Annotated in this window: 12 protein-coding genes; 9 read left to right on the top strand and 3 right to left on the bottom strand. The window is 48.9% G+C overall.

Features of this window, described 5'->3' with window-relative positions; genetic code table 11:
• Positions 1-139: 139 nt before the first annotated feature.
• On the top strand, positions 140-1,315 hold the full coding sequence (locus AC3ISQ_RS08235; RefSeq protein WP_489352200.1) for a sugar efflux transporter: 1,176 nt from the start codon (positions 140-142) through the stop codon (positions 1,313-1,315).
• A gap of 1 nt (position 1,316) precedes the next feature.
• Here AC3ISQ_RS08235 and AC3ISQ_RS08230 read toward each other — a convergent pair whose 3' ends face one another.
• The gene (locus AC3ISQ_RS08230) at positions 1,317-1,571 is read right to left on the bottom strand and encodes a YkgJ family cysteine cluster protein (protein ID WP_489352198.1); all 255 of its coding nucleotides are present in this window, start codon (positions 1,569-1,571) and stop codon (positions 1,317-1,319) included.
• A gap of 261 nt (positions 1,572-1,832) precedes the next feature.
• Between AC3ISQ_RS08230 and mtr the strand changes: the two genes are divergently transcribed.
• Together mtr and yeiP are read left to right on the top strand one after the other, a co-directional pair.
• Positions 1,833-3,077, top strand: a complete 1,245-nt coding sequence (mtr, locus tag AC3ISQ_RS08225) for a tryptophan permease (protein WP_489352196.1) — start codon at positions 1,833-1,835, stop codon at positions 3,075-3,077.
• Between the two features lie 127 nt (positions 3,078-3,204).
• The gene (yeiP, locus tag AC3ISQ_RS08220) at positions 3,205-3,777 is read left to right on the top strand and encodes an elongation factor P-like protein YeiP (protein ID WP_489352195.1); all 573 of its coding nucleotides are present in this window, start codon (positions 3,205-3,207) and stop codon (positions 3,775-3,777) included.
• Positions 3,778-3,816: 39 nt separating this feature from the next.
• On the opposite strand, the gene uxuA is transcribed toward yeiP, so the two are convergent.
• The gene (gene uxuA, locus AC3ISQ_RS08215; protein WP_489352193.1) at positions 3,817-5,007 is read right to left on the bottom strand and encodes a mannonate dehydratase; all 1,191 of its coding nucleotides are present in this window, start codon (positions 5,005-5,007) and stop codon (positions 3,817-3,819) included.
• Between the two features lie 335 nt (positions 5,008-5,342).
• On the opposite strand from uxuA, the gene AC3ISQ_RS08210 reads away from it, so the two are divergent.
• Positions 5,343-6,824 (top strand): mannitol dehydrogenase family protein, encoded by a 1,482-nt coding sequence (locus AC3ISQ_RS08210; protein ID WP_489352191.1) that lies wholly within the window; start codon positions 5,343-5,345, stop codon positions 6,822-6,824.
• Between the two features lie 47 nt (positions 6,825-6,871).
• On the opposite strand, the gene AC3ISQ_RS08205 is transcribed toward AC3ISQ_RS08210, so the two are convergent.
• Entirely contained in the window at positions 6,872-7,180 is a 309-nt protein-coding gene (locus AC3ISQ_RS08205) for a type 1 fimbrial protein (RefSeq protein ID WP_489352189.1), read from the bottom strand.
• 320 nt (positions 7,181-7,500) lie between these two features.
• On the opposite strand from AC3ISQ_RS08205, the gene AC3ISQ_RS08200 reads away from it, so the two are divergent.
• The 5 genes from AC3ISQ_RS08200 to AC3ISQ_RS08180 all read left to right on the top strand — a co-directional run bounded on the left by AC3ISQ_RS08200 (position 7,501) and on the right by AC3ISQ_RS08180 (position 13,927).
• Entirely contained in the window at positions 7,501-8,475 is a 975-nt protein-coding gene (locus AC3ISQ_RS08200; protein ID WP_489352187.1) for a CobW family GTP-binding protein, read from the top strand.
• Between the two features lie 41 nt (positions 8,476-8,516).
• Positions 8,517-9,218 (top strand): phosphatase PAP2 family protein, encoded by a 702-nt coding sequence (locus AC3ISQ_RS08195; RefSeq protein WP_489352185.1) that lies wholly within the window; start codon positions 8,517-8,519, stop codon positions 9,216-9,218.
• A gap of 393 nt (positions 9,219-9,611) precedes the next feature.
• Positions 9,612-10,187: a bifunctional murein DD-endopeptidase/murein LD-carboxypeptidase gene (gene mepS / locus AC3ISQ_RS08190; protein ID WP_489352183.1), complete on the top strand. Its 576-nt coding sequence runs from the start codon at positions 9,612-9,614 to the stop codon at positions 10,185-10,187.
• Positions 10,188-10,442: 255 nt separating this feature from the next.
• Positions 10,443-12,029 (top strand): cyclic di-GMP phosphodiesterase, encoded by a 1,587-nt coding sequence (locus AC3ISQ_RS08185; RefSeq protein WP_489352181.1) that lies wholly within the window; start codon positions 10,443-10,445, stop codon positions 12,027-12,029.
• Between the two features lie 89 nt (positions 12,030-12,118).
• The gene (locus AC3ISQ_RS08180; protein WP_489352180.1) at positions 12,119-13,927 is read left to right on the top strand and encodes an extracellular solute-binding protein; all 1,809 of its coding nucleotides are present in this window, start codon (positions 12,119-12,121) and stop codon (positions 13,925-13,927) included.
• Positions 13,928-13,929: the final 2 nt, after the last annotated feature.

The raw sequence follows: 13,929 nt of genomic DNA, 5'->3' as shown, positions 1-13,929 counted from the left end.
GCGGGGCGATGGTAACGTCGCCCCAATTTCCCTCAAGAAAGATCTTCTTACCATTCCTTTGACTAAAACCGGGTTTTATTAAGCCAAAGCGGCGTATGATGCGCGCGACTTCCTTTTCTGGCTAATTATTAACCTCTTCATGCGAACTTCAACTGCGGTAACACGACGCTTGCCCGATCTCACCTCGTTGGCATTTTTGATCGTAGCTTTTCTCACCGGTATTGCCGGGGCGTTGCAAACCCCTACCCTGAGCCTGTTTCTTTCTAGCGAAGTGAACGCACGCCCATCAATGGTCGGGCTGTTCTTTACCGGTAGCGCGGTGATCGGGATTCTGGTGAGCCAGTTTCTTGCCAGTCGTTCGGATAAAAGGGGCGATCGTAAAACCCTGATTTTCCTTTGCTGTATGCTTGGCGCGCTGGGCTGTGTTCTGTTCGCCTGGAACCGCAATTACTATTTGTTGCTGATCGTCGGCGTGGTGTTGACCAGCTTCGGCTCCACCGCCAACCCGCAGATGTTCGCTCTGGCGCGTGAACATGCCGAACGAACCGGTCGTGAAGCGGTGATGTTCAGCTCAATCTTGCGTGCTCAAGTGTCCCTAGCGTGGGTGATTGGCCCGCCGATCGCTTTCGCACTGGCATTAGGTTTTGGTTTTAAAACCATGTATCTCGCCGCCGCAGCGGCATTTATCATTTGCGGTGTATTGGTGTGGAAAATGCTGCCTTCCATGCGTAAAGAGAAAACCACCAGCGGTACACTGGAAGCTCCACGCCAAAATCGCCGCGATACGCTCGTGCTGTTTATTGCTTGTACCCTGATGTGGACGGCAAACAGTATGTACTTGATCAACATGCCACTCTACGTAGTACGTGAGTTACATTTACCAGAAAAATTGGCCGGGATATTGATGGGGACTGCCGCCGGGTTGGAGATCCCCACCATGTTGATTGCCGGTATGGTCGCCAAACGTTTCGGTAAACGCTTGCTGATGCGCTACGCGGTGATCACCGGGGTGTTGTTCTATGCCGGTTTGCTGTTTATTACCGGTTCTTGGCAATTGGTTGTTTGGCAAATTTTTAACGCCATGTTTATCGGTGTTTTGGCCGGTATTGGTATGCTGTATTTTCAGGATTTGATGCCCGGTCAAGCGGGTGCCGCCACCACGCTATTCAGTAATACCAATCGCGTTGGTTGGATTATTGCGGGTTCTGTGGCGGGTGTTGTCGCTGAAGTTTGGAGCTATCACGCGGTGTTTTATGCCGCATTAGCGATGGTGGTCGGGTCAGTGATTTGTATGTGGCGGGTGAAAGAGGTGTAATTTAGGGCGCAGTATCAACTTCCAACTTTACCAAATAAATCAACGCCTGATCGCGGTGGTCATGACACATTTCACGGCTGGCTTGCAAACTGGCGCAAACTTTTGGCCGCAGCGGTGAGGTGAAAATCTTGCACAGAAAATTATCCGCAAGCTGAACACAGCGCGTATTCGCGGGTTTTCCTTGTGGCATCCCCGGGATCGGGCTAGAAATCGAAGGGGCGATGCAGCAAGCGCCACAATCTGTACGACAGTCCATCAGCAGTTCTCCCGGTGGGCTGGCGGATTTGAAGCGCGACCTTATCAGCAGCAGGTCGCGGCGACCAGTAGATTCCCTCTTTCCGTGTGAATAATTTTTCTCCCGTTTAAAAACTCAATCATGCCCTAGCGGCCTCGTCGCTGAAACTGTCTTATTCCCTATCTAATACGCATGAAACATGCATATTTCCGGCTTTACATGCACCACTCGCACATGTACCATTAAGCTAGTACAAAAGAACTCAGGCAATCAGGAGCCAACATGTCCACGGACACCATCCAGAAACCTTCCCGTCCTTCCGTTCTCGGCGGCGCGATGATCATTGCAGGTACCGCCGTCGGTGCTGGCATGTTTTCCATCCCTATTGTTACTTCTGGTGTGTGGTTCAGCGGTTCAGTCGCACTGTTGATTTATACCTGGGCCTGTATGTTGATTTCCGGCTTGATGATCTTGGAAGCGACGCTCAACTACCCGACCGGGGCCAGTTTCAACACCATGGTCAAGGATCTGCTGGGTAAAAGCTGGAATGCGATTAACGGCCTATCCATTGCCTTTGTGCTCTATATCCTGACCTACGCTTACATCTCTGCCGGTGGTTCAATCATCGCCCATACGCTAGAGAATATCGTCGGTGTAGGGCAAACCACCTCTGGATTGGTGTTTGCCATCGTGGTGGCGTTTATCGTCTGGTTATCTACCCGTGCGGTTGACCGTCTTAGCACTATTTTGATCGGCGGTATGGTCATCACCTTCGTGATGTCAGTGGGCGATATGTTCACCCATGTACAACCTGCGGTGTTGTTCAACCGTGGTGATAGCGAGGCCAGTTATCTGCCTTATGCCCTTGCGGCGTTACCTTATTTGCTGACGTCATTTGGTTATCATGGCAACGTGCCGGGACTGGTGAAGTATTACCACAAAAACAGCAGCGCAGTGGTTCGTAGCTTGGTGTATGGCACGCTGCTGGCACTGGCGATTTACATCCTGTGGCAGTATGTGATTCAAGGTAATATTCCGCGCGATGCCTTTAAGCAAGTGATTGCCGAAGGCGGCAATATCGGCAGCCTGTTGAAGCAGATGGGTGCCGTCACCAGCAGCCAAACTGCCGGGCAATTGCTGAATACCTTCTCTTATATGGCATTAGCCAGTTCGTTCCTTGGGGTATCACTCGGGTTATTCGACTACATCGCCGATTTCTTTAAATTCAGTGACGATGCAACAGGTCGCAGTAAAACCGCCATGATCACCTTTGTCCCACCGACTTTGGCTGCCCTGCTGTTCCCGAACGGCTTTTTGTATGCCATTGGTTTCGCTGGCCTAGCCGCGACGATTTGGGCGGTCATCGTTCCAGCCCTGATGGCACGCGCTAGTCGCCGTCGCTTCCCGCAGGCAAATTATCGCGCTCCCGGTGGGCGTGGCATGATCCTGTTCATCATTCTATTTGGTGTGATCAACGCCGTAGCACATGTAATGGCATTGTTAGGTTTGTTGCCGGTATTTAAATAATCCGCTCATTAATGGCAGTCCAACCGGGCTGCCATCCCCTATTTTTCGCGCTAGTTCTTGCCTGAACTCAGCGACGCGAGTAACTTGTCGCAACTTCCTAAAACTTATCTTTGACAGGTTATTTCTTATGGCAAAAGCTAACGAAATTAAACGCGGCATGGCGATCAACTACAACGGCAAATTGTTGCTGGTGAAAGACATCGACGTTCAGAGCCCTAGCGCCCGCGGTGCTAGTACCCTTTATAAAATGCGTTTCTCTGATGTCCGCACCGGGCTGAAAGTAGAAGAACGTTTTAAAGGTGACGACATTCTCGACACCATCACTCTATCGCGCCGTAAAGTGACCTTCTCCTATATTGATGGCGAAGAATACGTCTTTATGGACGAAGAAGATTACACCCCGTATATCTTCAAGAAAGAACAGATCGAAGACGAACTGCTGTTCATCCCTGAAGCGGGTTTACCGGGTATGCAAGTGTTGACGCTAGACGGTCAGGTTTTGGCGCTGGAGTTGCCACAAACCGTCAGCATGACTATTGTGGAAACAGCTCCAGGTATTAAAGGCGCGTCGGCTAGTGCACGTAACAAGCCTGCGACGATGGAAACTGGTCTCGTGATTTCAGTACCGGAATATTTAAGCGGTGGTGATAAGATTCAGATTCATATTGCTGAACGTCGCTATATGGGCCGTGCAGACTAAAAAATTCGGGGCCGTTTGGCCCCAAATTTTTGTTCTAATTTACAGTAGTTCAGGGAAGAAACGACGTTTCAGTGCCAGTTCAACACCACGCAGTTCTGCCAATCCTTTCAAGCGACCAATCGCCGAGTAACCTGGGTTAGTTTTCTTACGCAAATCATCCAACATTTGATGTCCATGATCCGGGCGCATCGGGATTGGGCGTAAATCCCCGGCTTTCTTACGGCGTTGTTCTTCGGTCAGAATCGCTTCAATGACCGAAACCATGTCGACATCGCCCATCAGATGCGCACCTTCATGGAAGGTTTTCGGGTTATCTTCACGGCAAGTCGCACGCAAGTGAGTGAAATGAATACGGTCGCCGAAGGTTTCGATCATCTTCACCAAATCGTTATCAGCGCGAACACCGTAAGAACCGGTACACATGGTGAAACCGTTGTTGATGCTATCGACGGTCTGCTTCAGCCATGCCATATCTTCAATAGTCGAAACGATGCGTGGCAGACCGAGGATGGGACGCGGCGGATCGTCAGGGTGAACAGCTAGACGGACTTTGACTTCTTCCGCAACCGGCACAATGGCACGCAGGAATACCGCCATGTTTTCGCGCAGTTTCTCTTTGTTGATGCCGTCATATTCCGCTAAACGTGCGTGGAACTGCTCAAGCGTGTAGCCCTCTTCGGCTCCCGGTAAACCAGCAATAATGTTGCCGGTCAGCTTAGCAATATCCGCTTCACTCATCGCTGCGAAATAAGCCGCAGCCTGAGTTTGTTCTTCTTCGGTGTAATCTTTCTCTGCACCTTTACGTTGCAGGATATGCAGCTCAAACGCAGCAAAAGCAATTTGATCGAAACGTAACGCTTTAGAACCATCCGGTAAGGTGTAGGCCAAATCGGTACGCGTCCAATCGAGGATCGGCATAAAGTTGTAGCACACAGTATCGATACCACAGGCCGCCAAGTTCCGGATCGATTGCTGGTAGTTGGCGATATAACGCGGGTAGTTGCCGCTGTGGGTCTTGATATCTTCATGTACCGGGATGCTTTCCACCACCGACCACACCAATCCCTTTTCTGCCAACAGCGCCTGTCGAGCTTTGATTTCGTCAACCGGCCACACTTCACCGTTAGGGATATGATGCAGTGCCGTCACCACGCCAGTTGCCCCCGCCTGACGCACATCGTCCAGTGAGACCGGATCATTCGGCCCGTACCAACGCCATGTTTGTTCCATAGGTTTATCCTTTGCAATCGTCTACTTTGCGCCAGTGGTGGATGAGATCGCATATTTTCAGCAATCTTGTTATACCAACTTGCGATAGGTGTCATTCATCTTTAACCTTACCTGATTGCTATACGCAAGCAAAACAGAATCTATCATTGGTTGATCCAACTCACGCTTCTCGCTTATTTTGGACTGACCAATTTTAATGAGCGACCAACCCGCCTACACTGTCAGCAAATTAATGGCTTGAATGATCGTGGTACGCCGTGTCGTATGCCACTCGAACAACTGGTCTGATAGCTTTCAAAGCTACCGACCTGTTTTTATTCGTTACGGAGCTTTGCATGAAAACTATCGCTAACCAGCCGCTGCCCGCTGCAGTCCTACAACCGAGCTATGATCGTAGCACTTTACGCAGTCGTATCGTTCATCTGGGCTTTGGCGCTTTTCATCGCGCACATCAGGCATTGCTGACCGATCGCGTATTGAATCGTCAAGGCGGCGACTGGGGCATTTGCGAAATCAGCCTGTTTGGCGGCGAATCACTATTCCAAACCTTACGCCAGCAAAATCATCTGTATAGCGTGCTGGAAAAAGGGGCTACGGGGAATCAAGCCATTATTATCGGCGCAGTCAATGAGAGTGCGCACGGCAAGCTGGAAGGTATTAACACCATTTTAGAGAAATTGGCTGAACCTCAAGTGGCCATCGTTTCCATGACCATTACCGAGAAAGGTTACTGCATCAACCCAAGCAGCGGCCTGTTGGATCTGCAACATCCGGCTATTCTCGCCGACCTAGCTAATCCAATGTTACCGACTACCGTACCGGGTATTTTGGTTGAAGCTCTGCGTTTGCGTCACCAACGTGGCTTACCGGCGTTTACCGTATTGTCTTGCGACAATATTCCAGAAAACGGTCATGTGGTGCGTAATGCGGTGCTCGGGTTGGCGCAGGCGCGGGATAAAACGTTAGCGACTTGGATCAAACAGAACGTCACCTTCCCAAGCACCATGGTCGACCGCATCGTTCCCGCTGCCACGCCAGAAACGCTCGATGACATTGCTGATGCCTTAGGAGGTGTGCGTGATGAATGTGGCATCGCTTGTGAACCGTTCATTCAATGGGTAGTCGAAGACGATTTTGTTGCTGGCCGCCCGGATTGGGAAGTGGCTGGGGCACAATTGGTCAAAGATGTGCTGCCATTTGAAGAGATGAAACTACGGATGCTTAACGGCAGCCACTCTTTCCTCGCTTATTTGGGTTATCTCGGTGGTTATCAGCACATCAACGATTGTATGACTAACGAAGATTATCGCCGGGCAGCCCATCACCTGATGCTACAAGAACAGGCGCCGACGCTTAGTGTGCAAGGAATCTGTCTGGCTGCCTATGCCGATCAATTGATCGAACGTTACAGCAATCCAGCGTTACAACACCGCACTTGGCAGATAGCGATGGATGGCACGCAAAAATTGCCACAGCGGATGCTGGATTCGATCCGCTGGCATCTACAACACGGCAGCAATTACGCCGGTTTAGCACTGGGTGTTGCTGGCTGGATGCGCTACGTCGGTGGGATTGATGATGCGGGTCAGTCCATCGATATTCGAGATCCGCTGTTACCGACGTTGCAACAGGTTGTCAGCACCACCGAGGATAGTGAGCAACGGGTACAAGCGCTGTTGGCTCTGCGTAACGTTTTCGCAGAACAATTGCCAGAAAATCAGGAGTTTGTAGAGGCTGTCACTCGCGCCTATCTGGCTCTGCGCGATCACGGTGCGCGACAAACGGTAAAAGAATTTGTATCAGCGTTGAAAGCATAAATTAGGGAAACCATGCCGGATAAAATTATCCGGCATGGTTGAACGACTTAACGATAAACCACCGTCATAATGGCGAGCTTCTTCTCCCGATCCACCCACTTCATTTCAGTCGTCCCCAAATTCATCGGAAGTGCTTTGCTTGTAGCGTCAAAGTGTGACAGCGTCTGCTGACTCTGATGATATTGCCCATTGCGGAAACATTGCGTATTCGCATTAGAATTAGCAATATTGACTTCACAAGGACTTTCTACGATAGAACCCACGAAATGTACCACCCCATCCGAAGCTCCTGCGTGACTTGCTGCCGTCCATGAAAACAACATTCCTGCGATCAAAAATAACCGAGAGATATTCATGGCAACCTCACTTTGTGTTAAGCCAATTTAAACATAGAAGGTTTTCATCAGAATAATCGCAAGGACAGCGAGTTTATTTTCGACTTAATCAGGCAATTAACAAAGTAAAAACAAGCTACTAACACGAAGAATCCTCTCCTAATACGTGGTTTTATATAGGAATTTTCTTGTGCCACAGGATGGATTTTGAGGCCAGAAAAGGGCATCTTAACGTGTTAGATTTGTGAACCATCCCACACTGTGGTGTATTTTTGATTACCCACAACAATAGCAATGCTTAACAATTAACCATTTGAATTTATTAACATCAGGAACACATCATGACTAAAACCAACCTGATCACTGGTTTCCTTGGTAGTGGTAAAACCTCTACTATTCGCCATTTGTTAGCCAATAAGCCGGAAAATGAGCGCTGGGCAGTACTGGTTAATGAATTTGGTGAAATAGGTATTGATGGTGCCTTACTGGCAGACAGCGGCGCAGTGCTAAAAGAGATCCCAGGTGGCTGCATGTGTTGCGTAAACGGTCTGCCGATGCAGGTGGGATTGAATATGTTGTTACAGCAGGCGAAGCCCGATCGACTCCTGATTGAGCCTACGGGTTTAGGGCATCCTAAGCAGATTTTGTCGCTACTGACCCAAGACACTTACGCGGGATGGATAGATCTGCGAGCCACGATTTGCTTACTGGATGCTCGGCAGTTAAGCCAACCTAAATATAGAGAAAATGAAAACTTTCGCGATCAGCTAGCCGCGGCAGACATCATTATTGCTAATAAAAGTGACACCTGGCAGCCGCACGACCAGCAAGCTTTGGAAGAGTGGCAACAGCAATTTGCACAGCAGCGCCCAGTCTATATCAGTCAACACGGCCGCATTGATAACCTGCTACTCGATCAACCCCGTATGAATAACACCGAGTTGCCCGATGCACAGCATCATCATGCAAACAATAGAAAGCAGGGTCTGGCAGCATTACGTTTGCCTGAAAATGCCCGTTGGCGACGAGCGCTGAATCAAGGTCAAGGATTCACCAGTTGTGGTTGGATTTTTGATGGCGAAACACAGTTCGATACCGTGGGTATGATGGAGTGGATCCGCCTCGCCCCAGTCGAGCGAGCCAAAGCTGTGGTGCGTATTGCTGAAGGAAGTTTACTGATCAACCGCCAAGGACAGGATCTGAGCATCGAAACACGCCCGGTAGCGCCGTTGGATAGTCGAATTGAGTTGATCCACAGTGCCGATGCCGATTGGAACGCTTTGCAAACCACTTTATTTAAAATTCGTTTAGCTTAATCGTTTTACCGTTAACACATTTATTATCAACAGGTTTTAACATGACGCGCCGTAACCTTCCTCTGATCATATTTTGCAACCTACTGGGGATTGCACTGTTTCTATCCTGGTACTTGCCGGCGAAACACGGTTTGTGGTTTAAGGTTGACTCAGAGATTTTCTTCTTTTTTAATCGCCATTTGGCCACCGATCCATTCTTCCTCTATTTGGTTGCCATCACCAACAACCGCGCATTTGACGTGATCTCACTGCTCGCGATGGGATCTTTGTATCTGTATTTTTTCCTGAAAGAAGATGCTCAGGGTCGTCGTAGATTGATCGTGACCGGTATCGTCATGTTGTTGACCGCAATAGTATTGAATCAGTTAGGTCATTTGCTACCGGTGAAACATTCCAGCCCAACGCTGACGTTTGACAATATCAATCGTGTCAGCGAATTAACCGGCATCCAGACTAAAGACGCCTCCAAAGACAGTTTCCCCGGCGATCATGGCATGATGCTGATGGTATTTTCCTGCTTTATGCTGCGCTACTTCAATGTCACGGCTTTCGCTATCGCCCTGCTGATCACCATCGTGTTTTCTTTGCCGCGTGTAATGATCGGCGCTCACTGGTTTACCGATATCGCCGTGGGTTCATTGTCGGTGGTGTTAGTCGGTGCCAGTTGGTGTCTGATGACTCCACTGACCGACAAAGTGATTGATAAGTTGAATCGCAACCTGCCCGGCAAGTACCACTCATAACCATTAACCACATCCTAGCAGGGGACTCTCGTCTCCTGATTATTCCCTCACACGAACCGCGAACTTCTCAATAACACGGTTAATTGATTTAACTTAAAACCAACATAACTCGCGATCTTTGTTTTTAATATGATGATTAACATTGTGTTACATCACAAAACCAGACAAAACTCAGATAGAAAAGGCTCGCAATCCCTTCTTGGTTCCGGTAGTCTCAATGCGTTTGTGCCTGCTTTATCTCAATTTAACGTCAAATCAACTAAAAACGTGCGTTATAGCACATTTTTAGCGGTAACTGATGGTCGATTCAACAGGTGCTCGTGATTCTCGTTCAGTTTGGTATTTCTGGGTAACGGCTACGGTCGTTAAGGACATCAAGGGAAAACAATTACAATGGTCAAGTCTCAACCCTTTCTGAGATATATTTTGCGGGCGATCCCTGCAATCGCGGTAGCAGCACTGCTATCTGCATGTAGTACAACGAATACTTCGAATCTAGATAATGCACAAACTGATACGCGTGCAGTTAATGACAAAAACGGTCTTTTACTGCAAGCGTCTCAGGATGAATTCGAAGCCATGGTGCGTAACGTTGACATCAAGTCAAAGATTATGGACCAATATGCTGACTGGAAAGGCGTTCGTTACCGTTTAGGCGGTGAAACCAAGCGGGGCATCGACTGCTCAGCGTTTGTTCAGCGTACTTTCCGCGAACAGTTCGGTATGGATTTGCCTCGTTCGACCTACGAGCAAGAAGATACCGGCAAGAAAGTACAGCGGACTAAACTGCGTCCAGGCGATTTGGTGCTGTTCCGCGCCGGTTCTACCGGACGACATGTGGGGATTTATCTGGGTAACGATCAATTCGTCCATGCATCCACCAGCAGCGGTGTCATGATTTCCAAGCTGACAGATAACTACTGGAATAAACGTTATCATGAAGCACGTCGGGTTCTGAACCGAACGTAAAGCTTCATCCTTGGATGTCCAGAATACCCAACGAGAACACGAACAACAGAACGCTACCTCCGGGTGGCGTTTTTTATGGTAAAAAAACTTCACATCAGCTTTAGCCCCGGCTCATATCACCTATATTTAAATTGCGAATAAATCAAAAATCCTATAACGCAGACTAATAATGACGAAAACAGCGCGAATGAGATATATTAAGTGCCTTCGATATAATAAAAACAGAATATTACGTTGTTCTCTGGGGGCAACTTTATGGGATTAAAAAGAGCATTTGCCCGCCAAGTCTCGCACAGACAGCGCAGTCTAGTTAAAAGTGCTATTGCCGCCGTGGTGTTTTTTATCTTTTTTACCTCTATCACCTTATTTTTAATCAGCCACCAGCGCACGTTATATCAGCGCTCGGTCGAAGAACGCACCCAACAATTCACCGTCAATTACCTTGATCGCCTCAAGGAAGTCATGCAGAAAACCATAACGCTGACCGACCACCCCTGTAAGGCTGCGGTCGCTGAACTCAGCTACAATGCTGCCTTTACCGGGGGGGTGCGTACCTTCTTATTAATCAAAGATGGTTTTGCTTATTGCTCTTCCGCTACTGGCGAAATGATGTTGTCGATGAAAAATATTTATCCTGAAATTAACTGGCATCAGCCACTGGATATGAAATTGCAGCAAGGTACACCGATGGTGCCGGATAAACCGGCGGTCGCGGTGTGGTTACAGAGCAAAACCGACCCAGACACCGGTGTATTAGCCACTCTGGATATTGATTTAACCCCTTACCTACTGTTTACCTCCCATGATATTCAAGCCCCCGGATTGGCCATTATCATGGGTAACCGGGTACTCGCAACGTTCAGTCCGAACCTAATGATGCTGGATCAACTCCCACACGCAAACGTCGATCGCTTACCTATCCCCAAATACCCGCTCACCATCCTGTTTTATAATGACAAGCTAACCCCGAACGACATCCGTTTGACCATTTTGGGTAGTTTGGTGCTGTCGCTGTTGATCGGTATTTTGTGTTATTACACGCTGTTGCTGCGCCAAAGCCCAGAACGAGCTCTGATGCGAGGGATCAAAAACGGTGAGTTCTTTATCGAATACCAACCAGTGTTCCATTCCACCACTCGCTCCGTCGCCGGGCTTGAGGCATTGCTGCGTTGGCAACACCCAATAGAAGGTCGCATTCCGCCGGACTTGTTTATCCCCTATGCGGAAAGTGCTGGGCTGATCGTACTGCTAACGCGTCATCTGTTCAGTTTGATTATCGCGGATATCCCACAACTGGAAACCGTAATGCCGCAGGGAGCCAAAATTGGCCTCAACCTAGCGCCTAGTCACCTCAACGCCCCTTCCTTCCATAAAGACGTTGATAAATTACTGTCACAGGTTCCCGACCACTTTACTCTGATCTTTGAGATAACCGAGCGTGGCATGGTGGAGGAAAGTAATGCCATGAAGGAGTTTGATTGGTTGCACCGTCAGGGGATCGAACTGGCCATAGATGATTTTGGTACGGGTCATAGTGCGTTGATTTATCTACAACGTTTCACTTTGGATTATCTGAAAATCGATCGGGGTTTTGTTAATTCCATTGGTCAAGATACGGTAACGACACCGGTGCTGGATGCCGTGATCGCATTAGCCAAAAAGCTGCAAATGCAGACCGTCGCCGAAGGGGTTGAAACCGCCGAGCAGGTAAATTTCCTCCAAGAACATGGCGTAAACTTCATGCAAGGCTACTATTTCAGTAAGCCGTTGAGTATTGATGCTTTCGTTGAGTTTTGCCAGCATAACCCGATTTTTGACCACCAAGCGGGATTACCGAACTGATATTTAAACTTCTTTACTCCAAGTAACGGTTTGGGATGTTATGCTAGGTGGAGATTATTTTCATTATATAGCAGGAGCTTATCGTAAAAATGTCCACGCGCGTTTTTGCTGCTCTGGTACTCTCAGCACTGAGTTTCGGCCTACAGGCTGAAAACATCAATGAAGGCTACGCCTTTGCCCTGCTCGGCGAGCCAAAGTACTCCACCGATTTTACCCATTACGATTACGTCAATCCGGCAGCGCCGAAAGGCGGAGATATCCGTTTGGCGGCGATCGGTACCTACGATAACTTCAACCGTTACGCATCCCGCGGCGTACCCGGTGAGCGTACGGGTGAGCTGTACGATTCGCTATTTACTACCTCAGACGACGAACCCGCGAGCTATTACCCGCTGATTGCCGACTCTGCGCGTTATCCGGTCGATATGCGCTGGGTAGAAATCGACCTCAATCCGCGAGCTCGTTTTCAGGATGGCAGCCCAATTACCGCGGCTGACGTCGCTTTCACCTTCAATAAGTTCATGACCGAAGGGGCGCCGCAATTTCGTATCATTTATAAAGACGTGACGGTAAAAGCCATTTCGCGTCTGACGGTACGTATAGAGATCAAACAACCCGATAAAGACAAAATGTTGGGCTTGTTCGGCTTACCCGTTTTACCCGAAAAGTTCTGGAAAGGCCGCAAATTCAACGAACCGTTGAGTACCCCACCACTCGGCAGTGGTCCTTATAAAATCAGCAGTTATCGCATCGGCCAATATATTACCTACCAGCGCGTGCGTGATTATTGGGCGGCGAATTTGCCGGTCAATCGCGGGCGTAATAACTTCGATACCATTCGCTACGATTACTATCTGGATGACAAAGTGGCGTTAGAAGCCTTTAAAGCCGGGGCTTACGACTTCCGTGCCGAAGGCTCGCCAAAAAGTTGGGCGACCCAGTATCAAGGCGGCAATTTTGCCCGCAATTACATCATCAAACAGGACGAAACCAATCAGGCGGCACAGAATGCTCGCTGGTTGGCCTTCAATATCCAAAAACCCCTGTTTGCCGATCGCCGCGTGCGCGAGGCCATCACGCTGGCATTCGATTTCGACTGGATGAATAAGGCGCTGTATTACAACGTTTATCAACGTACCAACAGCTATTTCCAAAACACCGAATATGCCGCCAAAGGCTATCCAGATGCCGCCGAGCTGGCGATACTGGCACCGTTGAAAGGCAAAATTCCCGATGAAGTGTTTACCAGCCTCTATCAACCGCCGACCTCCAACGGCAGCGGTAACGATCGTCAAAACCTGCTGAAAGCCACCCAATTACTGAAAGCCGCTGGCTGGGAAGTGAAAAATCAGCAACTGGTCAACAGCAAAACCGGTAAGCCATTTACCTTTGAGTTGATGCTGCTCAGCGGCAGCAACTTCCAATACGTATTACCGTTCCAACACAATCTGAAGCGGTTGGGTATCGATATGAAAATCCACGAAATCGATATCACACAATATACCCGTAGGATGCGCGAACGCGATTTTGATATGATGCCCACTGTCTATCCGGCTATGCCCTTCCCGAGCTCCGCATTGCAAGTTTACTGGGATTCGGCCTACCTGAAATCCAGCTATAACAGACCGGGCGTTAGCGATCCCGCAGTGGATGAACTGATCAAACAAATCATGAAAAATCAGGGCGATCAAAAAGCATTGTTGCCACTCGGCCACGCGCTGGATCGGGTGTTGACCTGGAACATGTACATGTTACCTATGTGGTACTCTAACCACGATCGCTTTGCCTATTGGGACAAGTTCTCGATGCCGACGATCCGCCCAACTTATGCCATTGGCTTCGACAGTTGGTGGTTTGATGTCAATAAAGCGGCTCGTTTGCCGGCGAAACAGCAATAAGG

This window comes from Serratia sp. KH_031, assembly GCF_057839655.1.
The sequence above is the reverse complement of the archived record's forward strand: the minus strand, read 5'-3'. Positions and strand labels throughout refer to the sequence as shown.